At 45.3% G+C, this 21,937-nt stretch carries 20 protein-coding genes and 1 other RNA gene; 10 read left to right on the plus strand and 11 right to left on the minus strand.

The window, feature by feature from the left end; all coding sequences use genetic code 11:
• The first annotated feature begins 10 nt into the window (after positions 1-10).
• The 4 genes from corA to QUA27_RS19745 all read left to right on the plus strand — a co-directional run bounded on the left by corA (position 11) and on the right by QUA27_RS19745 (position 4,308).
• Positions 11-1,192, plus strand: a complete 1,182-nt coding sequence (corA, locus tag QUA27_RS19730; protein ID WP_333069897.1) for a magnesium/cobalt transporter CorA — start codon at positions 11-13, stop codon at positions 1,190-1,192.
• Between the two features lie 318 nt (positions 1,193-1,510).
• An RNA gene (gene rnpB / locus QUA27_RS19735) (RNase P RNA component class A) lies at positions 1,511-1,944 on the plus strand.
• A gap of 373 nt (positions 1,945-2,317) precedes the next feature.
• A complete protein-coding gene (gene rnc, locus QUA27_RS19740) occupies positions 2,318-3,025 on the plus strand; it encodes a ribonuclease III (RefSeq protein WP_333069898.1) in 708 nt (235 codons plus the stop codon).
• A gap of 89 nt (positions 3,026-3,114) precedes the next feature.
• Positions 3,115-4,308: a Gfo/Idh/MocA family protein gene (locus QUA27_RS19745; RefSeq protein ID WP_333069899.1), complete on the plus strand. Its 1,194-nt coding sequence runs from the start codon at positions 3,115-3,117 to the stop codon at positions 4,306-4,308.
• 38 nt (positions 4,309-4,346) lie between these two features.
• Here QUA27_RS19745 and QUA27_RS19750 read toward each other — a convergent pair whose 3' ends face one another.
• Positions 4,347-6,392 (minus strand): sensor histidine kinase, encoded by a 2,046-nt coding sequence (locus QUA27_RS19750; protein WP_333069900.1) that lies wholly within the window; start codon positions 6,390-6,392, stop codon positions 4,347-4,349.
• A 652-nt stretch (positions 6,393-7,044) separates the two neighbouring features.
• Between QUA27_RS19750 and QUA27_RS19755 the strand changes: the two genes are divergently transcribed.
• The 3 genes from QUA27_RS19755 (at position 7,045) to QUA27_RS19765 (ending at position 8,758) form a co-directional block, all read left to right on the plus strand.
• Complete coding sequence (locus QUA27_RS19755; protein WP_333069902.1) at positions 7,045-7,704, plus strand: class I SAM-dependent methyltransferase; 660 nt, start codon at positions 7,045-7,047, stop codon at positions 7,702-7,704.
• A gap of 77 nt (positions 7,705-7,781) precedes the next feature.
• Positions 7,782-8,003 carry a hypothetical protein gene (locus QUA27_RS19760; RefSeq protein WP_333069903.1) on the plus strand — a complete coding sequence of 74 codons (222 nt, stop codon included), beginning with the start codon at positions 7,782-7,784 and terminating at the stop codon, positions 8,001-8,003.
• A 485-nt stretch (positions 8,004-8,488) separates the two neighbouring features.
• Complete coding sequence (locus QUA27_RS19765) at positions 8,489-8,758, plus strand: DUF2811 domain-containing protein (protein WP_333069928.1); 270 nt, start codon at positions 8,489-8,491, stop codon at positions 8,756-8,758.
• A gap of 312 nt (positions 8,759-9,070) precedes the next feature.
• Here the strand turns inward: QUA27_RS19765 and groL are convergent, their stop codons facing one another.
• Positions 9,071-10,762, minus strand: coding sequence for a chaperonin GroEL (groL, locus tag QUA27_RS19770; RefSeq protein ID WP_333069905.1), 1,692 nt, complete (start codon positions 10,760-10,762; stop codon positions 9,071-9,073).
• A 314-nt stretch (positions 10,763-11,076) separates the two neighbouring features.
• Complete coding sequence (locus tag QUA27_RS19775) at positions 11,077-11,313, minus strand: hypothetical protein (protein ID WP_333069907.1); 237 nt, start codon at positions 11,311-11,313, stop codon at positions 11,077-11,079.
• Between QUA27_RS19775 and QUA27_RS19780 the strand changes: the two genes are divergently transcribed.
• Positions 11,290-13,038: an ABC transporter ATP-binding protein gene (locus tag QUA27_RS19780; RefSeq protein ID WP_333069908.1), complete on the plus strand. Its 1,749-nt coding sequence runs from the start codon at positions 11,290-11,292 to the stop codon at positions 13,036-13,038. The two genes, QUA27_RS19775 and QUA27_RS19780, sit on opposite strands and share 24 nt — an antisense overlap.
• Positions 13,039-13,247: 209 nt before the next feature.
• On the opposite strand, the gene QUA27_RS19785 is transcribed toward QUA27_RS19780, so the two are convergent.
• Positions 13,248-14,363: a fatty acid desaturase gene (locus QUA27_RS19785; RefSeq protein WP_333069910.1), complete on the minus strand. Its 1,116-nt coding sequence runs from the start codon at positions 14,361-14,363 to the stop codon at positions 13,248-13,250.
• 876 nt (positions 14,364-15,239) lie between these two features.
• Entirely contained in the window at positions 15,240-15,467 is a 228-nt protein-coding gene (locus QUA27_RS19790; RefSeq protein ID WP_333069912.1) for a hypothetical protein, read from the minus strand.
• Positions 15,468-15,542: 75 nt separating this feature from the next.
• Between QUA27_RS19790 and QUA27_RS19795 the strand changes: the two genes are divergently transcribed.
• Positions 15,543-16,010, plus strand: a complete 468-nt coding sequence (locus QUA27_RS19795) for a hypothetical protein (protein ID WP_333069913.1) — start codon at positions 15,543-15,545, stop codon at positions 16,008-16,010.
• 101 nt (positions 16,011-16,111) lie between these two features.
• On the opposite strand, the gene QUA27_RS19800 is transcribed toward QUA27_RS19795, so the two are convergent.
• From QUA27_RS19800 to QUA27_RS19815, 4 genes are all read right to left on the minus strand, one after another.
• The gene (locus tag QUA27_RS19800) at positions 16,112-16,378 is read right to left on the minus strand and encodes a type II toxin-antitoxin system RelE/ParE family toxin (RefSeq protein ID WP_333069914.1); all 267 of its coding nucleotides are present in this window, start codon (positions 16,376-16,378) and stop codon (positions 16,112-16,114) included.
• Positions 16,379-16,380: 2 nt separating this feature from the next.
• On the minus strand, positions 16,381-16,587 hold the full coding sequence (locus QUA27_RS19805) for a hypothetical protein (RefSeq protein WP_015177124.1): 207 nt from the start codon (positions 16,585-16,587) through the stop codon (positions 16,381-16,383).
• Positions 16,588-16,712: 125 nt separating this feature from the next.
• The gene (gene thiO, locus QUA27_RS19810) at positions 16,713-17,810 is read right to left on the minus strand and encodes a glycine oxidase ThiO (RefSeq protein ID WP_333069915.1); all 1,098 of its coding nucleotides are present in this window, start codon (positions 17,808-17,810) and stop codon (positions 16,713-16,715) included.
• A gap of 151 nt (positions 17,811-17,961) precedes the next feature.
• Complete coding sequence (locus QUA27_RS19815) at positions 17,962-18,300, minus strand: 2Fe-2S iron-sulfur cluster-binding protein (RefSeq protein WP_333069917.1); 339 nt, start codon at positions 18,298-18,300, stop codon at positions 17,962-17,964.
• A 75-nt stretch (positions 18,301-18,375) separates the two neighbouring features.
• On the opposite strand from QUA27_RS19815, the gene cimA reads away from it, so the two are divergent.
• A complete protein-coding gene (cimA, locus tag QUA27_RS19820; RefSeq protein ID WP_445251528.1) occupies positions 18,376-20,034 on the plus strand; it encodes a citramalate synthase in 1,659 nt (552 codons plus the stop codon).
• Between the two features lie 253 nt (positions 20,035-20,287).
• Here cimA and QUA27_RS19825 read toward each other — a convergent pair whose 3' ends face one another.
• Together QUA27_RS19825 and QUA27_RS19830 are read right to left on the minus strand one after the other, a co-directional pair.
• On the minus strand, positions 20,288-21,256 hold the full coding sequence (locus tag QUA27_RS19825) for an SPFH domain-containing protein (protein WP_333069919.1): 969 nt from the start codon (positions 21,254-21,256) through the stop codon (positions 20,288-20,290).
• Positions 21,257-21,372: 116 nt separating this feature from the next.
• Complete coding sequence (locus QUA27_RS19830) at positions 21,373-21,804, minus strand: NfeD family protein (protein WP_333069920.1); 432 nt, start codon at positions 21,802-21,804, stop codon at positions 21,373-21,375.
• Between the last annotated feature and the right edge of the window lie 133 nt (positions 21,805-21,937).

Consider the following 21,937-nt stretch of genomic DNA (forward strand, 5'->3'; position numbering starts at 1 on the left):
GAATATTAGCATGGTATACAAAAGCATACATACTTCTAGTGCCGTTGCAAAACAAATTAAAGAAGAAGATGATGATGATGATTCCTATGTTGACTATTTTTATGACGATCCGGGGGCTCCGCCGGGAACTCTCGACTTAGAACCAGATGCGCCGCCTCCGGAGATTGTATTAATTGACTATTGCGAAACAGCCGCAACTCGCGCCAAATTGGCAAATCCTCAAAAAGCTGCTGCGTATTTAGATACAGCATCTGTTTCTTGGGTTGATATGTTGGGATTGGGAAACAAAGAAACTTGGCGACAAATGGGCGAAGTGTTTAATTTACACCTAATGGCCCAAGAAGATGTAGTTAATGTTCCCCAGCGACCGAAAGTAGTAGACTATGAAGAACACATTTTAATCATTGCTTGGATGGTGATGCTTCAGCCAGAATTAGATACTTTTCATAAAGAACAAGTAAGTCTGATTTTGGGAAAGCATTACCTGTTAACTGTTCAGGAAGAACCGGACTATGATTGTTTTGAACCAGTGCGCGATCGCATTCGTAAAGGACAAGGAATAATTCGCAAACACGGAGCCGATTATCTGGCTTATACTCTGTTAGATTCGATTATAGATGGATTCTTCCCTGTATTAGAAGTTTACGGAGAGCGCATTGAAGAACTAGAGGATGAAGTGGTGGTGAACCCCACCCGCAAAACCCTGGAAAAAATCTATAAAATCCGGCGAGAATTGCTGACTCTGCGCCGCGCCATTTGGCCGCAGCGGGATGCAATTAATGTTTTGATTCGAGATAGCAATGATTTGATTAGTCCCGAAGTGCGAATTTACCTGCGCGACTGTTACGATCACACGGTGCAGGTGATGGATATGGTCGAAACCTATCGAGAGTTATCTTCGGGTTTGATGGATGTTTACTTGTCTTCGGTTGGTAATAAAATGAATGAAATCATGAAGTTGCTGACGGTGATTTCGAGTATATTTATTCCTCTAACTTTTGTTGCGGGAGTATACGGGATGAATTTCAATACAGAGAAATCCCCCTGGAATATGCCGGAACTAAATTGGTATTTTGGCTATCCGCTTTGTTGGGCAATTATGCTAGCGATCGCCTCTGGTTTAGTTTACTTCTTCTGGCGGCGTGGCTGGTTTGATAATTTTTCTACTATCAAAGATGACTCATTAAAGTAACTGAATTGAAGATTGGAAATTGGGGATTGAAGATTGAATAATTAAAAATTATGTTAGGTAAAAAGGTTTCCTGCCCCTAGTGGAATCCGTGCCATAAATCCTTGGATCGTAATTCCCAGCTTTTCAGCCCCCTGATTCATCCGTGAGTGAATTTAAGGGGATTTGCATGGTAATTTAATTGTTGGGCGGGCTTTCGGGCAGACCGTACAAGAGTTTGAATAAACACAAATGTCCAAATTAAGCGGGCGACAAGTTAAAATCTTCTATCTCAAATCCCAAATTGATTGACGAACGATCGCGTACAATAAATCTGGGGAAAAAGTAGGCGCAGGCGGTTGCGGATTAGCGAAAGCTTGTCTGAGGAAAGTCCGGGCTCCCGAAAAACCAAACTTGCTGGGTAACGCCCAGTGCGAGCGATCGTGAGGATAGTGCCACAGAAAGATACCGCCAATTAGTCATTAGTCAGCAGTCATTGGTCATTAGTAAGTAACTGAGGATTTTTGACTGGGAAGCAAAAACTAATTTGGTAAGGGTGCAAAGGTGCGGTAAGAGCGCACCAGCAGCATCGAGAGGTGCTGGCTCGGTAAACCCCAGTTGGGAGCAAGGTCGGAGGAACTATGGTTGGTTTTTTACCAGTTCCGTTTTTTGGTACCGCTTGAGGCGTCTGGTAACAGGCGCCCCAGATAGATAACTGCCCTCGAAAACTGCTTGCAGTTGAGAGAACAGAACCCGGCTTATGTCCGACTTTTTCCCCACCCAAATTTGGGTAAGGTGCTTAGGGGCAGATTGGTCAAGGTGCAGTTAAGGTGTTTGCGTCATCGTAACCGTTGAGCTTTATTCTTGATATGTTATTTATTGCTAATAATCTATCAAATAAAGAAGATTTATCGATAGCCAGAAGCACAGATTTCCAGCGTTTGAGGCACTTATTCACAACCTTGAAAGAGCGGAATATAAGCACAACAAAAACTATATATTTTTTAATAAAAAGCTTTTTAGTGATATGAAATTGAGACAATTTTCCAAAAAATATGCAACTTTAGACAAGCTCCAATCCCGGATAGTCATCCGTCATTCGCAATTAATTATAAAATATAAAATCTAAAATCTAAAATCTAAAAGGGTATGATTTATCCGGGTCGCCAAAAGCAACTTGAAACATTAATTCAAAAATTGGGACTGACGAAGGATGCTTCGATAAAATGGCATCTCCTCGATTTAGCTTTGACTCATGCGAGCGCGTCAGCTAAGGCAAATTACGAGCAGCTAGAGTTTGTCGGGGATGCAGTTGTGCGGCTGGCTGCGTCGGAATTGTTGTTTGAAATTTATCCAGACTGTACAGTGGGGGAATTTGCTGCTATTCGATCGATATTGGTGAGCGATCGCATTCTTGCTAAAATCGCTGAAAGTTACGGGTTCGATCGCTATTTAATTGTTTCCAGCAGTGCCGCCTCGGACAAAACAGGCGCTGAACCCCGGCTGGCAGATGCTTTGGAAGCGGTACTGGCTGCGCTTTATTTGAGTACCCAGACGTTAGAATTAATTCGCCCTTGGCTAGATTCTCACTTTCAACGCCTAGCGGCGGAAATCCGCAGCGATCCTGCCCGCCAAAACTACAAAGCTGCTCTCCAAGAGTTGACTCAAGGCAAATACAAAACTTTGCCCAAATATAGCGTCCAAGAAACCGGGACAGTACAGGGCGGGGAAGATCGTTTTACAGCAGAAGTTCTCATTCAGGGAAAGTTGGTAGCAGAGGGAAAAGGTCGATCAATCAAAGCGGCGGAACAAGCAGCGGCTCAGGCAGCTTTTAATAAATTAGTTAATAGTCAGTAGTCAGTCAACAGTGATTTTTTTGAGTTAAAACATAGATAATAATAACAAAATATGCTATAATTCCTGTGCGATTTTTGAAATTATAATCAATGAAAATCGGAATAGCTGTATTGGGTGCAGGTCGCTGGGGAGTTAACTTAATTCGCAACTTTCTGGAACATCCCAACAGCGAAGTTTTAGCGGTGGTAGACCCGAATCAAGATTCATTGGCGACGGTTCAAAAACAGTTTAATCTTGATGCTTCGGTGATTCTAGCTACCGATTGGTCTCAAGTGCAAGCCTTGCCGGGACTGCAAGCTGTGGCGATCGCTACTCCAGCTTCCACACACTACACCCTCGCAGCAGCAGCGCTGCAACAAGGCTACCACGTCTTAGCAGAAAAACCCCTCGCCCTCAACCTCACTGAAGCCATAGAACTCTGCCAATTAGCCGAAAAACAGCAGCGGCAACTCTTCGTTGACCACACTTATCTGTTTCATCCAGCAGTCGATCGAGGCCAAAGAATTATTCAACAGCATCAACTCGGAAAATTGCGCTACGGTTACGCCCAGCGCACCCATTTTGAACCGGTTCGCCATGACGTTGATGCCCTTTGGGACTTGGCCGTTCACGATATCGCTATTTTCAATACTTGGCTGGAACAAACGCCAATTGAAGTAAGGGCGATGGGTACTGTATTTCCGAAGGAAGAAGGAAGGAGGAAGAATGAAGAAGGAAGAGGGAAGAAGGAAGAAGGAATAAATCAAGAAGCAGCAGAAATTGGAAATCAATTTGCTCCTTCGCTGGTGACTACTAATCCGGCAGAAAAACTAGCAGATTTAGTTTGGGTAACACTCACCTATCCTGACGGATTTCAAGCGTTTATTCATCTGTGCTGGCTAAATCCTGACAAACAACGGCGCTTAACAGTTGTTGGGAGTTTGGGAACCTTGATTTTTGATGAAATGTCGCCAGAAACTCCCCTGATTGTGCAGCGCGGCAATCCAGATTGGGGAGCCGAAGAGAATAACTGTTTTGAAAGTGCCTTAGCGAAGCCCGCCCCTACGGGGGCTACGCCAACGAAGAGGATCGCGCTGCAGCGAACAAGCCTCAGACATCGCGAAGTGTTGAGTTTAGAACAAGTAGAACCGCTGCGGAGAGTGTGCGATCGCTTCCTCAACTGCGTGCAAACAAATACCCCCTGTCCTACCTCTTCGGGCGCGGCCTCCGTCGAATTAATCCGCATTCTCAGCACTTTGAGCAAATCCCTCGAACTCGGCGGACAGCCCCTAATACCATTTTAGATTTTAGATTTTAGATTTTAGATTGGGAAAATTACTCCTCAACTTTTGAAATTTCCCTTTTCCGTTACTAAGTCCGGGCTGTGAAAATAAAAACTTGACTGCTGATTGACAGGCAAAGAAATCATCACCGTAGTACCTTGATTCACGCCCGCGCTGTGCAGGGTAATGCTTCCGATCATAGATTCCATTATCCTTCGCGAGATAGCCAAGCCCAAACCGTTACCGCCAAACCTGCGAGTTGTAGAACCATCAGCCATCACAAAAGGTTGAAACAATTTCTGCTGGTGCTCGGGATCAATACCAATTCCCGTATCTTTAATTGTCACCACCACCCAATCGCTTTGACCGCTGGGACCCGTCATACTTTCCCCACTGCCGTTAAAACTACCAGCATTAGTCCTCGATTCTAGCCGCACAGATATATTAATGCTGCCCGACTCTGTAAACTTAACGGCATTGCTCAAAACATTTAAAAACACCTGTTTTAGCTTCTCTGGATCGGCATGAACGATAATCGGATCGTGAGGTTCTGGCAAACTTAACTTCAAGCCTTTTTCCTCAATTTGACTCGCTTGCAAATCAATCGCGTCTTCAAGTACCTGAGTAATGTCAACTACTTCTAACATCATCGAGAACGTGCCGGATTCTATTTTAGCAATGTCCAAAATATCATTAATAATATTGAGCAATTGCATGGACGAGTCGTGGGCCCGCTGTAAAAATTCCATTTCTTCATCTCGGTCATCGCAGTAGCCGTCCCGCACAATTTGAATAAAACCAATAATCCCGTTGAGCGGCGTTCTCAATTCGTGAGAAATATTCCCCAAAAATTCATTTTTTAATTGATTGGCAACTTGCGCTTCTTTGGTTGCGACTTCCAATTCTCTCGCCCAGGATCTGAGGCGCTGCACCATGCTGTTGAGTGCTTCTGATAGTTGATTGAATTCCCTAATTTGGAAATCTTGGGGCACTGTCTGCGACGCTTCTGTATCTACTTTCATCGCGTAGTCTCTTAGTTTTTCCACAGGACGCGCCAAGTCGCGAGACAGATATAAAGTCGCGATGATACTAGCAGCAACCAAACCTACAATTAAATTAAATAAAACTTGCTGAATTTCTTCCAAACCTGACAGAGCGTAATCTAAACGAGAAACAGCCAAAATAATCCACTTGCTGTTCTCCTGTTGAGTTGAAGGACTCGGAATAGCGGCGTATCCTGCTAGCAACTCTACACCATTTCTTTCAAACGAAAATAGATGCAGAAAAGCTGTTCCGCCTGCGATCGCCCTTTTGACAATACTTTTGAGTCGATCGGCATCTGCCTCTTGGGCGATATTGCGGCCGACGCGGTTGATATTCGGGTGCGCCAAAATCGTCCCATCTTGGTCGATCGCCACCGTATAGCCTGCTAAAGAACCCTTGGGAGCGCTGGTTTGCACAGGCAATGCCGACTGCAAACTCAAAGCATAACTCAACTGCAGGGTATTGCCCCGACGAATGTAAACAGGAGCGCTCAACACCAAACTCGCTTGGCTATCGCGGCCTTCTTTACCCGCATCAGGAAAATCCTCAGCCCCCAAAGCCCCCTTCCGATCGTTTGCTGTCCCCTGTCGCTGCTGAGGCAAGGACAGGCTGATGTAAACGCTCTTGTCGTCCAGCAGCGTTTGCTGCTGCTGTACGGGCGGCCAAAATTTTGCCGGCAGCGACTGAATCGGCTGCTGCCCGCAAGTGCTTGCTATCACTTGATTTGTCTTTAAATTAGTCAATTGCAAGCAATCAACCTGTGCTGGCAACCGCTGCCCTAATTGGGCGATAAACTTTTGATAATCCTTCGGATTTACCGACTGCAACATCGAGCTTTCCGAAGCGCCGATCAGATTCGACTTCAGCGATTTCGCCCACTGTTCAATAGTTTCTGCTTTTCTGACTGCACTTTCTGTCAAGTTTTGACGAGCAGTTTCCAGAAGCGTCGAGCGTGCCTTGCGATAGGTAACATACTCCCCCACCAGTAGAACAGGTACGCTGAGCAACAAAATCCGCGACAGTAAAATACGGCGAAAGGAGGATTGACCTAACTTAACCATAGGAAATATCTAAATTAAGGTGCAACACCCAACAGCGACCATTAAAGTGAAATAAACCAGACCGAAAGCATGAATCTGTCTAGGGGGCTCTGCTGACTGGACAACACAGCTTCAGAACAACATTTAAACACAATTATAGAAGCCACTGTAGTAATCTCGATTCTAAGTGTGTGGGCCCAAAGATGCTCAGCAATTGGTTTGGCAAATGCCTGTGATTTAGATCACACTTCCCTTCTCAATTCTCGGAGCGACTGGCATCAGATCGCCCCCGGGCCAATTTTTCAGGCTGCAAAAAGCGTCGGGTGGACATACCGCAGTTGCTTGAAGCTAGAATCGCATCGATGCACTCGCCCCAAATTAACAGGCAAAAAGTTCGGTTTCCGGCTAGTGTACAGAGAGAATTCTTGCTCGCTCGGACTTTTTTTTTCCGAATGCCTTCGAGAGATGGGCGATGCAAGATTTTGCACCCTGTGAAAGATTTCTTTTGCCCTCCGGTTGATTCGGTAACAAAATTCACCGCTCAAACAAAAAGAATGAGACGATCGAGCTGCCGATCGACTTTGACAACCCTAATGTGGGGAACCTTGGCGCAAACAGTGTAGCCACGCTCCGTAAATTCGCGGTCTCGGCAATAATCTCCATAGCTTAATCGATGAAAAAAAACTTTAGCAATTATACGTATTATTACACAAACAACCGTCCGAGATATCATCACGCTTATTTGATATCTCCCCTATTAGAAATGCTGACGGTACTTCAGCAGACCAGCAAGACAAAACTCCGAGTTTTGGATCTCGGCTGCGGCAATGGCAGCCTCAGTCACGTTATCGCAGAGCACGGCTGCGAAGTTGTCGGCGTTGACACTTCTGCGCCCGGAATTGCCATCTCCCGTCAAAGTTTCCCCGATTGTCAGTTTATCCAAGCAGATATTTACGACCTCCCAAATACCGATATTATGAACTCATTTGATGTTGTCTTAGCTATTGAAGTAATCGAACACTTGCTTTATCCTAAAGAACTAGCAAGAACTGCCAAAAGATGCCTCAATCCGGGAGGAAAACTAATTATTTCCACACCCTATCACGGCTACTTAAAAAATCTGGCTTTAGCGGTTTCTGGCAAACTAGATAAACATTTTACCGTTCTTTGGGATAACGGTCACATTAAATTTTTTTCAGTAGAGACGCTGACCAAGTTATTAACATCTGAAGGATACACCGACATAAAATTTAAATTTGCTGGTCGGTTTCCCTATCTTTGGAAATCAATGTTATGCTCTAGTACGTTCTCGCCACCAGCGGATAAATTATGAGTTGGGATTTGTGATTTTTCAGCCGATTAATTTTTCTGAATAAACGACCAGCCCTCATGAAAAGTAAAAGATAACTTTTGGCGTTTGGATATGAGGCGATCAACTTTGGCAGAACCAAGCTGCTATCAACCGCACCGATGATCGATCTTCCCTACAGGGATTTCCTAACGCGCCACCGGGAAAAACTTCAGTCGATCGATCCCATGAGCTTTATCTTAGCTAATCTCGACAAAATGCCGCCGACAGAATTGGCAACCATCGGCCAAAAAGTGGCAGAGTGGCACATAGGAAGTCATTAGTCAGCAATCAGTAGTCATTAGTCATTTGTTACTTGCTACCCATGCCCCATGCCCCATGCCCATGCCCCATGCCCTTTGCAATTCTTATTTTTTCCCTGACTTTTCCCTAAACATTCCACAGCGTTTCCACAGGCAAGTCTGAGGTTTTCCACAGATGCGACAAAGTTTTCCACAGAAATTAACGGCACGGTAGCATCTTGCTGCGGAATTGGGGATTTCCTTAACTTGCTGCCCAATCCCTCATAAACCGCCCAACACATAAAGATATGTAACAAAAAATGCCCTGAAAAGCTTATTATTTGGTAAACCTTTTTTTTATCTAAAGGACTTTGTAATATTTCGCAACATTGACAAACCCACCCCCTCATAGCGCACAATGATGCGACCGACCTAAAAAAAGCGCTCTGATTTCGGCTGTGCCTGCACCTGTATCCGGCCGAAGGGGGGGTTCTGTTTTCAATTTATTAGCGAGACTAAAAAAAATGATGAACCCAACAGTCAGTATTTTTGCTGAAATTCCCGAAACGCTGCACGATTCTCTCAAAACTTACCTGGAAACCCATCCCGAATGGGATCTAGACCGAGTATTTTGCGCGGCCCTGTCGCTGTTTTTGTTGCAGAATGCCGATAGCGGTACGCCTGAAGCTTCGCGCAGTTATCGCCAAGCTGCGAGAGTTTATCTCGAAACTCTGTTTCAATCTCCTCTTCAATCTCCTCAAGACTTGCACAGCAACAATGTAACTCCGTCGTCTTAAAGGATCGGGGGAGAGGGGGAGACGCGGTTTCTGGGAAGGATTTTAGTTGACCGAGAGGGCGCGCGCTGCATAGGTGGCAACTTCAGCTTAAAATCCCTGAGAACTATCGCTTATAGCTTAATGCCGATCCCCATTGCATCTCCCTTAAGAAGGAGACTTGGATAGCTTCAAGTCCCCCCGGACTATCAGGGGATGCCGGGGGGAGAAGCTGCCTTAATCGTCAAACAGTAGACGGGTAGTACATAAGATGCGCTTGTTTACATCCATGGTGCTTATGGCGCACTCTACAGACTACAAACAAATGGCTGAAGACTACATCATGCCCATGCCGCCCATGCCGCCCATGCCACCCATGCCACCCATGCCGCCCATGCCGCCCATGCCGCCCATGCCGCCCATGTCGCCCATGTCGCCGCCGGCTTTTTTCTTCTCGGGTTTTTCGACAATCACAGCTTCAGTGGTCAGCACCATACCAGCGATGGAACCGGCATTTTGCAAAGCCGATCGCACCACCTTAGCCGGGTCAATAATCCCGGCGGCAATCATATCTTCGTACACGTCGGTGAGAGCGTTGTAGCCAATGTTGAACTCGCTCGCCCGCACTCGTTCGATGACGATGGAACCTTCAACGCCGGCATTATCAGCGATTTGACGCAAAGGTGCTTCCAAAGCTTTCTTCACCAAGTCAGCGCCTACTTGTTCTTCGCTGTCTAAAGTATTTGCGATCGCATCTATTTTTGTAATCAGGTGAATTAGGGTCGTGCCACCTCCGGCAACGATACCTTCTTCCACAGCAGCTTTAGTAGCGTTCAGAGCGTCTTCAATACGCAGTTTACGGTCTTTGAGCTCGGTTTCGGTAGCTGCGCCGACTTTAATTACAGCGATGCCGCCAGCGAGTTTGGCGATGCGTTCGGTTAGCTTTTCCTTGTCGTAGTCGGAATCCGTCGCTTCTAATTGCTTGCGGATTTGCTCGATCCGTTTTAGCACGTCAGCTTTGTGTTCTTCGCCAGCAACAATGATCGTGTTTTCTTTGTCGATCGTAATTTTGCGGGCGGTACCGAGCATTTCTAGGGTTGCGGTATCGATGCTGAGTCCGACTTCTTCGGAGATCAGTTGACCGCCAGTGAGAACGGCGATATCTTGAAGCATAGCTTTGCGCCGCTCCCCAAAACCAGGAGATTTCGTTGCTGCGATGTTCAATACGCCGCGGGCTTTGTTGACTACCAGAGTTGCCAAAGCTTCGCCTTCAATATCTTCGGCGATAATTAGCAGCGGTTGACCTGTGCGGGCGATTTTTTCGAGAACTGGAATTAGTTCTTGAATCGAGCTAATTTTTTTGTCGGTAATCAGGATGCGAGCGTTTTCGTAATCAACTTCCATGCGATCGCCGTTAGTGACGAAATACGGAGAAAGATATCCGCGATCGTACTGCATCCCTTCGACAACTTCCAATTCCGTTGTCAGAGATTTCGACTCTTCTACAGTAATTACGCCGTCTTTCGTGACTTTTTCCATTGCTTGGGCAATCATGGCGCCGACTTCTTCGTCGTTACCGGCGGAGACAGTGGCGACTTGAGCAATGGCGCTTCCTTCGACGGGTTTCGCCAATTTCTCGATTTCCAGCACCAAGTGAGCGATCGTTTTTTCAATACCCCGGCGCAGCGCGACTGGGTTCGCGCCTGCTGCGACATTCTTCAAACCTTCGCGAATGAGGGATTGAGCTATAACCGTTGCGGTTGTTGTGCCGTCGCCTGCGATATCTTTAGTTTTGGAGGCGACTTCTTGAATTAAGCGAGCGCCGGCATTTTCCAGGGGATCTTCGAGCTCGATATCCCTAGCAACGGTGATACCGTCGTTAACAATTTGGGGACTGCCGTATTTCTTTTCCAATAGGACGTTCCGGCCTTTCGGACCCAAGGTGATGCGGACAGCATCGGCGAGTTGATTGACGCCGCGTTCTAGTGCCCGCCGAGATTTGTCGCTAAATGCAACTATTTTGGTCATGTTTGTCTCCAATCGCTTACATTAGCAAATTTAGCACTCTCTGAGTCTGAGTGCTAAGCCGATCGATTTTTGATTGTAGCGCGACTCAACGCTGGGGGGGATTGCGGGGACGGATTGGGATTTGGGCGAGCTCGTTCCGGGTAGCTAAGGACACGGCATTGCCGTGTCCCCACATATCTCGTGTCGCCACAGATATAATGTGGTTTGTTACATATCGATATAATCAGGTTTTGGTTGAGGTCAAAACCTAATTTTGATGGCGCGTTATCCCAAAGCAGAATTTTTATTAAAAATTTCTTAACTTGTGTTTTCGGTCATCTACCTTTCGATAGAGCTTCTCTTTTTTTCAAACTTCTACCTTCTATAGCAACCGCCAAGACTATTAGGACGTTCTTAATTGCTGAAACATGAGCTGAAGATTGCGCCTTCCTTCTTCCTTCTTCCTTCTTCCTTCTTCCTTCTTTCTTCTTCCTTCTTCCTTCTTCCTTCTTCCTTTCCTCAATCAATCTCAAATTACGCACTAACAAATGGCTCGTTATTCTCGACTGCAAAAACTCGGCTCTTATATGCGCCCGCACTGGAAACCAACATTCTGGGGCGTTTTTTCGCTATTAGTTGTCAATGCTGTGGGCGTTTACATTCCCCTGCTGATTCGGAATGCAGTTGACACTCTGCAAATTGCGACTAAATTTGACCAAGTGTTCAACTTCGTGGCACTAATTCTGATTCTCGCCTCAATCATGTGGGTGATTCGGATGGCGTCGCGGATTTTGCTGTTTGGCGTCGGGCGTCAAGTCGAATTTGACCTCAAACAGCAAATATTTAATCATTTATTAACATTAGAACCATCTTATTTTGCAGCCAATACGGTAGGAGATTTAATTAACCGCGCTACTTCAGATTTGGACAATATTCGGCGCTTGGTGGGGTTTGCGGTGCTGAGTTTGGCGAATACAGCTTTTGCTTATGCTTTGACTTTGCCGGTGATGCTGGGGATTAATGTACGGCTGACGCTGTTGGCGATCGCAGTTTATCCTTTAATGCTGGTTTTGGTGCAGTTATTTAGCGACAAACTTCGCATCCAACAGTTAGCCGTACAAGAGGAATTGTCGGCGATGAGCGATTTAATTCAGGAAGATATGAGCGGGATGTCCGTAATTAAAATTTACGCTCAAGAAGAAAACGAACGCCGAGCTTTTCGCAATTCAAACGCACAGTTGCTATCGGCAAATTTGGAATTAGCAAAAACTAGAAACTTTATTTTTCCGCTGCTGGGCGGTTTGGCAAGCATCAGTTTGTTGGTGCTGCTTTCTGCTGGTGGGGGGGCAATTGCTAATGGTCAAATTAGCATTGGCGATTTTGTGGCCTTGCTGATTTATGTCGAGCGTTTGGTGTTTCCGACGGCCCTGTTGGGTTTCACCATTACTGCTTACCAGCGGGGAGAAGTGAGTGTCGATCGCATTGAATCAATTTTGACTGTGGAACCGCAAATTAAGGATGCTGCCGATGCAGATGAACTGCCAACTCCAGTCAAAGGCGAAGTGGTGGCCCGCCATCTAAATTATACTTATCCCGGCGCTAATACACCCGCACTTAAAGATGTTGATTTTACCATAAAACCGGGCGAAACTGTCGCAATTGTCGGGGCGATCGGCTCGGGAAAATCAACTTTAGCTAATGCGCTGCCCAGACTGCTGGACATCGCTCCGGGTCGGTTATTTTTAGACGGACAGGATATTACCGAGGTAAAATTGACCCAATTGCGCGGGGCGATCGCCTACGTTCCGCAAGAAAGTTTTCTGTTCGGCACTACCATCAAGAATAACATCCGCTACGGAAACCCTTTAGCGGAACAGCCACAGATTGAAGCCGCGGCAAAACAAGCGCAAATTCACGCCGAAATTCTCAACTTTCCGCAGCAGTACAAAACAGTTGTTGGCGAGCGCGGCATTACTTTATCCGGCGGACAGCGGCAGCGGACGGCACTTGCTCGCGCTTTGTTAGTTGACGCCCCGGTGTTAATTTTGGATGACGCTCTTTCCAGCGTTGACAATCAAACTGCTACCGACATTTTGCGAAACTTGGCAACGGGAACCGATCGCAAAACGGTAATTTTTATCTCGCATCAAATGTCGGCGGCGGCTAGTGCCGATCGCATTTTTGTGATGGAGAGAGGAGAAATAGTTCAGATTGGCACTCACCTTGAATTGGTAGGGCAAACAGGGCTTTATCAGTATTTGTGGAACCAGCAAAAATTAGAGGAATTGCTGCATTGACCAGTGACCGATACTTTGAGTTATACCAAATCCGGTAGCATCGGAAATTAATATTACCCACAGCTTTCGACACCGCGAGTGTCCCGCGTCCCTACAATTAATCCGGGTAGGGACACGGCACTGGTCCTCTATATAATTCCAGTGCAACCGGAAACGATACCATAGGATTTTGGGGAGCAAGAAGCCACCAAATTTACTGCCCCTCGATTTTAATTAGCTACATTACTGAAGGGGATTTCTTGTTGGTGTTGAAACAATTTAATCGATTGCAGACTATCTGAATCAGCATCCCAAAGAATGAATTGGAAGCAGTCAGGAATATCGCGAATTGTCAGGGATTTTGAATTAGCAAGCAGGTGAATGTTAGCATTGTGACAAGCTTGAAGATTATAGTTAGGTATTCGCTCCGAGAGATGATGAATATTGTGGTAAGCAATATCAGCCGAAAACCAATTGAGCATAGTTGGTAATTTTAGGTAACTACTGCCTTCAATTGCGCCAATAATATAGTCCCAACCCTCGGCTTTATGAGCGTAGGAACCGTTAAAGTTATGCTGAACAAAGAAAATACAGATAAATATCGCTGCTGAACAGGTCATGACAATTGAGTAAACACTCCAGAAAAAGCCAAACCCAAGTAAGTTGCTCAGAGAAATCCAGCTACCAACAACACAAATATTGTTGAACAATAAATCCCAAAACTCAGCCGTCGTATACCAATGTTTTGATTTATAAGAAGCAATGATTCCAGATAAACCCATGCCAAAATCTTGATTAAGACAAGCAAAAATATGTCGAATAAAACCCGTAGTTCCCAATATCAGCGCGAGTCTTGGCTTAATAATTAGATAGAAAAAACCACCGGGGAACAGCATCAAGGGGTGTCTGAGTAACTGATACATCTTTTGACTAGATGGGCTTAGCGCCGCAAATTTTTCGGTAGATATCAACGCCGAAGGGCCTCGGTACATATCCCAATTACCATTATGTTTGTGGTGATAAGCGTGTCCCCTCGACCAGGGGTACTGAGGAATCGCATTGATGATACCTAGCAGAAAACCCATCATACGATTGACTTTTTTGGAACTAAAAAGAGAATAGTGTCCGCAATCGTGCATCAAAGAGAAACAACGTCCTGAAAAAAGTGTCATTAACACCATTATCGGCGGCAGCAGGAATACAGAAATGGCAGCAGCTTTAAATGCTAAAAACCATAATAATATATAAGGAACCACTGTATTGAGTATTTGGCAACTAGCTTTAAAGTTGTTGCTCTTCATATAAGGAGCTAGCACAAAATCCGACTTTTTGATCGCGCTTTTCATTTAGTATGTCTATGGTGTGTGGATAAGTGCTTAGCTTAGCATCAGGAGAGGTTCGCTATTTTGGGTTTTGTTTTATTGCAGGTAATTGGGTGAATTTAGGTGGAAAATTTACCCATACTTTACCAATTTGCTGATAATTTTTAGTTCATAAGCTCCTCCTTTAGATTGTCTTGCCAAGGTTAAATTCATCCCAGATTTGACGTAATTTATCATAACAAACTGCCGGAGTAATTACTAATCGGTCCCGCAAATATATTTTTAGTTTACCGTCACCTATTAGGATAATAATTTCTTGGGTGGGATTGTAGGTAGCCATGACTTGAATAAATGTGAGAGAGGAGATGGCTCTATTGACTGTCGTTGGCAATCATCTTTAATCGACAATTCAGTTATGAATTCTAAGTGATGCGGAACGGTATCAACCTGCCACTTCACAGGTGTATTGATAGGCCGATTTACATGACAAATCACCAGGCGTTAAAAATCCATTTCAAGCAATGTATTCAATACTCAGCATATTTTGGTGAATGAACAGATTCTGTCAATACCCAAAGCTACCTTGCGGCTTGTTATCTTCAACTCACATTGATTTCTTGCCGCAGCACTGTAGCAGACTTTACCATATTTTTCAGCGCGGGAACAGTCTGCAATAAAGAATCTGTCTCTAATTTCCAGTAAAAAATGCTTTCAGGGCTTTCTTTATTTCCCGGTTGTTACCAATGCGAGGATATTCCCATGTCTCAGCGAGAATCGTCATAACTCAACTTTGTTTGCAGAAAAAACTGTGAAGCCTGTCAGCAGCCGAGCAAATTGCTGCACCAGAAGGCATTAATCTGATTGGTTGCACGATCGCCATTCAGTGATTGATTTATGCCGCTATTTTTGCCTGCATCGTCTGTGCCACACTTTACCGTACCGGGTTCTACCCCAACTCGATCGCAGGTTCAAAAGTTGGGCTACTCCCGAAAGCTTTTTATCCGTTGGGAGGGTGATAGGGGCGATCGACAAACCGCCCACCCCGGAAACCAAAGCTGACACAACATCTAGAACCGCAGAGGATTTTGGCTCAATTCCTTGAGAATAGAATTTGAGGAGCGATCGCAATTGGCTGCGTTTTTTGTTCTCGGAGATAGCTCGGATTTGCTACAATCTAATCGCACACGCGACTAGAAATGGGTTATGACCGAACTATTAGATGAGACGCTTTCTATTGAAATGGCCACTCGCATCAAAAGCAACCGTAAAAACTGCTTTGACAACGCCTGTAAAGCAGCGTTAGCCACCGAGGGCGCGATGTATGTTCAAGGCTTTTTAGCCGTGCCGGGAGTGCCATATAAACCCATCGAGTATAGCTGGATTGAACTCGACGAGCGAATTGTTGACCCAACCTTTCCCCATCTCGGTTTCATCGCTCAAGACATTCATTACTTCCCAGTCCAGCGCTTCAGCGTCAAGAAACTCAAAGCAATCCTAGAAGAATCAAAAGAAGATTATCCTGAAGACGACCCGCTGCCGATTTATGGCAATCAACCTTATGAATATTACGGCGATTTGATGTTAGGCGGTAGCGATTACCAAAATGCTTACGATTTGGCTGCCGCTAAATGCAGGGAATTAAACCAACCCAAAAAACAGGATGCGAACTAATTCAATACTTACCAAAAAATGGTTTGGGGCGCTAGTTACAGTGGTAAGGTACGCACTGTGCACCCTACAGATACAGATTACTGTAGCAACTGTTCTGTCGATTAATATACTTCATCATGACTTCCCAAATCTACAAACACGGCTTTTCCATCTTCTGTAAAGTAGAAAAGTACCCTTTCGTCGTAATCTACGCTAAAGCTCCAAAACTCCTTGAGCCTACCGGACAATTTATGAGTTTTTAAGCTTGGTTCAAACGGCTCTCTGATGAACTGTTCCAGCTTTTGCCAAAACCTAGCCTCCAAATCAGCATCGCCTTTGAGCCGCTTTTTGAAAGCACGCTTGAATGAAGAACTGAAACTGACTTCCACGATTATTCCTCTATCATTACTCTGAGTTCATTGATGTTAGCGAAAAATTTCAGTTCACCTTTTTGTTGTTCAATCTGCGCTGACTTAAAGTTTTGATACATCTCTTCGCGACGTTCTTCCCGGAGATATTGCTTCAACAACAGTTGAAGCTCTTGCTTTTCGTCAGTAGAAAGATTCTTGATCGTCTCGACCACATCACTGAAAGTCATAACTTACAAAATCCTATTGTGCTGATTAGATTATAGCAAAAAATATCCTTTTGGTTGACTTTCGTTTCTCTTTCCCCGCATCTTCCTCGTCTTAAAAAAAGCAAAAAATCTCACTATTTACCATTTTAAAACTTCCAAGATTCAGGAAACCTCGAATAATGAAAAGCAGCCAATAACGGATCAGAGTTCTGATTCCCAATCAAATCAGCCAATAATTTAGCCGTCACCGGAGCCAATAAAATTCCATTGCGGTAATGCCCCGTAGCCCATGTCAAATTCTCCCAAGCACTAGCACCCAAAATCGGCAATTCATCGGTCGTAGCCGGCCGAAATCCCCACCAAAACTCCAGAATAGGATAATTTTGTAATTCGGGATATAACTTAATCGCTCCTGCTAGCAAACTTTGGATTCCTGCAGGCGTATTTCCCGGCGTGAAATCCACATTTTCGCTAGTTGCACCAATAATAATTCTGCCATCTTGACGCGGCACAATATAAATGCCAGTCCCGAATAGAACGGTTTGCAGGGGCTGGATAACTCCACAATCTTCTGGTACACATACTGATAGCATTTGTCCCTTTCTTGGAAAAACAGGAACATTCAATAACTGCTCAGACCAAGGGCCAGCCGCCAAAACATAACGGTCTGCTTGGAATTTTCCGGCTGTTGTTTCAATGCCAATAACTCGGTTTCCCTGCCGAATAATTTCCCCGGCATTGCCTTGAATAATCTCAATCTGCAATTCTTTAGTTGCGGCCAGAAGCGTCCGAAATAAAGCGCGGTTGTCTACTTGAGCGTCGTCAGGATACCACCAACCGCCAATTACTTCTTGACCTAATCCAAACTGGTGCTGGCGAACAGTATCTCTGTCCAACCATTGATAATTAAGGTTTGACAAAAGTGGCTTTTCTTGAGGCTCATTTTGACAAACGGGTGCGAGAATTCCCGATCGCCAATATCCCGTTTTCAATCCGGTAATATCTTCTAGCTGTTCCACCCAGGCGGGATACAGTGCACGGCTTTGCAAGCACAAATCCAGCATCGGACTCGGGGGAATTCGTTCGGCTTGCGGGGCAAGCATTCCAGCAGCAGCCCGGGCCGTCGGTTGTTTAGAATCGGCGGTGAGAAGCGCGACAGATGCCCCTCGCAATTTCAGTTCAACTGCTAGCGAAAGACCAATTATTCCGCCGCCAATAATCAGAATATCTTTAGATGAATTCATTAACTTTTATATGGACTTTCTGGCTTTTTTGACCTCTCGGCTTTCTTTAGGGTAAGGTGCGCTAAGCACACCTTACAGTTAAAATTATTATGCAAGTCTTACAGATTATCTGGCAAGGCGATCGTCCTATCTGCCTTCCTTAACAAAAAATCTATGCTTGGGGTTTCCAGACAGTTTCAGAACCTTGACCCCAGAAACCGTCATATTTTGTCACCTTAATATCGCCTAAAACCTTGGTTTGGCAGGACAAACGGCGGTTGGAGGCGGGAGAATGGGGAGGAACGGAAAGTCGGGCTTTTTCGCGCCACTGGGACTCGGAAACTTCGCCCTCGACGGTGACGGCGCAGGTGCCGCAAGTGCCGAGGCCGTGGCAGTTGATGACTTTGGCGTTGCCGTTGTAGAGATCGATGCCGTTTTTGAGCAATACTTCACGGAGATTCGCTCCGCGAGCGCACTCAAATGTTTTGCCTTGCGCTTGTACCTTGACCACAGCAATTTACCCCAGTTAGATTTATGTTAATTTTCCTATATATTATCGCATTAAATTCAAATAAATTCATCTAATATGGTAAGTGATATATTACCAATTTCTCGATCGCAATTTCCCATGACAAATCGGCTCTGGATCTACGATACCACGCTGCGAGACGGTGCTCAGTGTGAGGGACTCTCCTTATCTCTCGAAGACAAACTGCGAATTGCTCGACAGTTAGACAGTTTAGGAATTCCCTTTATTGAAGGCGGCTGGCCGGGGGCGAATCCTAAAGACGTACAATTTTTTTGGCGTCTCAAAGAACAGCCCCTAACTCAAGCAGAAGTGGTAGCTTTTTGTTCGACTAGGCGGCCGGGAACTACAGCAGCTAATGATGAAATGTTGCAGGCTATTTTGTCCGCCGGTACTCGCTGGGTGACGCTGTTTGGCAAGTCGTGGGATTTGCACGTTATTGAAAGTTTGAAGACGACGCTAGAAGAAAATCTGGCGATGATTCGAGATACAATTGAATATTTGCGGAGTCAGGGAAGGCGCGTTATTTACGATGCAGAACACTGGTTTGACGGCTACAAGCACAATCCAGATTATGCTATTAAAACTTTAGAAGCGGCGGCGGATGCCGGTGCAGAATGGCTGGTGCTTTGCGATACTAACGGCGGTACTTTGCCTCACGAAGTCAGTCAGGTTGTTCGCGATGTTTTAGCAGCTTTAGGAACCAATCGCGAAGTACCTGTGCAGTTAGGAATTCACACTCACAACGACTCGGGAGTTGCAGTTGCTAATGCTTTAACTGCGGTCCAGGAAGGGGTGACGATGGTACAGGGAACTATTAACGGTTACGGCGAACGCTGCGGCAATGCCGATTTATGTTCTTTGATTCCAAATTTTCAGCTAAAGTTGGGTCATAATTGCATTGAAGACGAGCAATTAGTTAGATTAACTCAAGTAAGTCGCTCGATTAGTGAAATTGTCAATCTTGCTCCCGACGATCGTGCTCCTTTTGTCGGTCTTTCGGCATTTGCTCACAAAGGCGGAATCCACGTATCGGCTGTTGAGAAAAATCCGTTAACTTACGAACATTTGGAACCGGAAAAAATTGGCAACAGGCGGCGAATTGTGATTTCGGATCAAGCCGGTTTGAGCAATGTTTTGGCGAAGGCGCGCACTTTTGGCATGGATCTCGATCGCAAAAATCCTGCTTGTCGCCAAATTCTAGAAAAATTGAAAGATTTGGAAAGTCAGGGATATCAATTTGAGGGTGCTGAGGCTTCTTTTGAATTGTTAATGCGGGAGGCTTTGGGAAAGCGCAAGCATTTATTTGAAATCAAAGGTTTTCAAGTTCACTGCGATAAAGGTAAGGAGGAGACAGTTAATTCTTTAGCAACCGTGAAAGTGACTGTTAACGGTCAAGATATTCTGGAATGCGCGGAAGGAAACGGGCCTGTTTCGGCACTTGATGCGGCTTTGCGGAAGGCTTTGCGGAATTTTTATCCGGCAATTACTGATTTTAACTTAACAGATTATAAGGTGCGAATTCTGGACGGGTGTGCGGGAACTTCTGCTAAAACTCGCGTGTTGGCGGAGTTTAGTAACGGTCAAGACCGCTGGACGACTGTGGGGGTTTCTGGTAATATTTTGGATGCTTCTTATCAAGCGGTTGTTGAGGGTTTGGAGTATGGTTTGGTGTTGGGAGATAGGGAGGCGATCGTTTTAACTATGTCGAGTTATTAGGTTAACGGCGAAGAGAAGTTGCCTGAAGAAGCTGTCGCGGATTTAAATTGTATATTCAGGGCGGGACACCACAAGACTTTCATTTTTTGGGACAGACAATTTAAATACCGCAACAGCTTATCGATGTTTAAATAGATACTTTTGGGAGCATCTCAATGAAAGCAGCCCAGCGCAAAATTGGAGTTTTGAGGCAGGAAGAAAGAGTCAGAAGGAAAGAGTCAGAAGAAGTTTTTTAACAAATATGAGATGCTCCCTACTTTTTGACCTCATTATTATTACCTTCCCCAACGATCGATCGCATTCCTTCCAGCGTAGCGGGAATGCTGCGCGGGTCCATAAACATCACCTTGCTGCTGTCGCTGGTGCCAATTTTTAGACCCATATCCAGATAGTTTTGAGCTAACAAAAATTGTAAAGCTTCCCGGGCATTGGGGTCATTTTGCAGAGTTTTGGCGATTATTTGCAAGGCCTCAGAAGTAGCTTGAGCTTTCAAAACCTGACTTTGGCGTTCTGCTTGAGCTTTCAGGACGATCGCCTTTTGTTGAGCTTCCGCTTCCAAAATAGTCGCTTTTTGGCGCGCTTCTGCATCCAGAACTTGCGCTTCAGCTTTACCTTTGGCGCTATTAACTGCTGACTCGCGTTCGCCCTCGGATGTCAGAATTGCCGCCCGCTTGCGTCGATCGGCTGCCATCTGCAATTCCATCGATTCCTGTACAGTTTTAGAAGGGATAATATCGCGCAATTCTACCCGCGTTACTTTCACTCCCCAAGGATCGGTAACAATATCTAAATCTCTGAGCAATATTTCATTAATTTGAGAACGAGCAGTAAAGGTTTGTTCGAGATCCAGTTGACCCATTTCGGCGCGAATTTGAGTCAGCACCATATTTACCATTGCGGACTGGAGATTTTCTACTTTGTAACAAGCTTTTTCCAAGTCTACAATGCGCCAGTAAACCACAGCATCAACGGTGATGGAAACGTTGTCGCGGGTAATACAAGCTTGCGGAGGAATATCTAAGACTTTTTCCCGAATTGTTTGCTCGTACACGACGCGATCGAGAAATGGCGTGACAAAATTCAAACCTGGTTCCAGTTTCTTGCCGTTGTATTTACCTAAAGTTTCCACCAATGCTTCATTTCCTTGGTTGATAATCTTGACAGAACCTGCGACGGCTGAGCCGCCTAAAGCTAAAAATACGAGTAAAAAAATTTGTTCCACGGTCGCCTCCTATAAGTGTTGACTCTTAAATGTTAACTGTTGACCACTGACTAATGAATGATGCCCAATCACTAATTATTAACTACTAACTGTCTGTGATTAATTACGCATTTTGTTTAAGAATGCAAGAGATTTTCTGGCACAACTATCAGAGTAGTGCCTTTCCGTCCGACGACAATTACGTTTTGGTTGGGGGGGATGGTGGCGTTCGTGTCTTCGCAGCGAGCTTGCCAAGAATTCCCCTCATAAATGACTCGGCCGGCTTCTCCGGGGGGAATTTCTGTTAAAGTTTTTGCTTCCTGAGAATCTGCGATCGCCCTTGCCTTGCCTTTTGGTATCAACCGCCGAGACAGCAGCACAAAAACTGTCGAAAATACCATCCACAGGAATATTTGTAAATTAACGTAAGGTAGAACTAGAGAGCATCCAGCTACGGCGAAGGCGCTCAGTCCCATCACAAAAGCGACAAAAGCAGTCGGGAGAAATAGCTCTGCCAAACACAGCAAAGACCCAGCTAGCAGCCAAAGGAGCGTCGGAGTCCAGATCATAAAAAGAATAGGTGATACTATTTAGATCTTAGATTGGAAATTTAAGATTTAAGAAATGCCAACAACTGACTCTGCAAGGGTTTGCCACTTGCAAGCCCTCAGAGCGCTTTTTCGCGCCGCGGTACCAGGTTGA

The organism is Microcoleus harperi Pol14_C6 (genome assembly GCF_036701295.1).
Lineage (GTDB): Bacteria > Cyanobacteriota > Cyanobacteriia > Cyanobacteriales > Microcoleaceae > Microcoleus.

Coding starts and splice junctions, on each gene's coding strand:
- QUA27_RS19785 (WP_333069910.1), bottom strand. CDS start 14,363: ATGAAAAGCGCGATCAAAAAGTCGGATTTTGTGCTAGCTCCTTATATG.
- rnc (WP_333069898.1), top strand. CDS start 2,318: ATGATTTATCCGGGTCGCCAAAAGCAACTTGAAACATTAATTCAAAAA.
- QUA27_RS19745 (WP_333069899.1), top strand. CDS start 3,115: ATGAAAATCGGAATAGCTGTATTGGGTGCAGGTCGCTGGGGAGTTAAC.
- QUA27_RS19805 (WP_015177124.1), bottom strand. CDS start 16,587: ATGACTTTCAGTGATGTGGTCGAGACGATCAAGAATCTTTCTACTGAC.
- QUA27_RS19795 (WP_333069913.1), top strand. CDS start 15,543: ATGACCGAACTATTAGATGAGACGCTTTCTATTGAAATGGCCACTCGC.
- QUA27_RS19780 (WP_333069908.1), top strand. CDS start 11,290: ATGGCTCGTTATTCTCGACTGCAAAAACTCGGCTCTTATATGCGCCCG.
- QUA27_RS19830 (WP_333069920.1), bottom strand. CDS start 21,804: ATGATCTGGACTCCGACGCTCCTTTGGCTGCTAGCTGGGTCTTTGCTG.
- groL (WP_333069905.1), bottom strand. CDS start 10,762: ATGACCAAAATAGTTGCATTTAGCGACAAATCTCGGCGGGCACTAGAA.
- thiO (WP_333069915.1), bottom strand. CDS start 17,810: ATGAATTCATCTAAAGATATTCTGATTATTGGCGGCGGAATAATTGGT.
- cimA (WP_445251528.1), top strand. CDS start 18,376: ATGGTAAGTGATATATTACCAATTTCTCGATCGCAATTTCCCATGACA.
- QUA27_RS19765 (WP_333069928.1), top strand. CDS start 8,489: ATGAACCCAACAGTCAGTATTTTTGCTGAAATTCCCGAAACGCTGCAC.
- corA (WP_333069897.1), top strand. CDS start 11: ATGGTATACAAAAGCATACATACTTCTAGTGCCGTTGCAAAACAAATT.
- QUA27_RS19755 (WP_333069902.1), top strand. CDS start 7,045: ATGAAAAAAAACTTTAGCAATTATACGTATTATTACACAAACAACCGT.
- QUA27_RS19750 (WP_333069900.1), bottom strand. CDS start 6,392: ATGGTTAAGTTAGGTCAATCCTCCTTTCGCCGTATTTTACTGTCGCGG.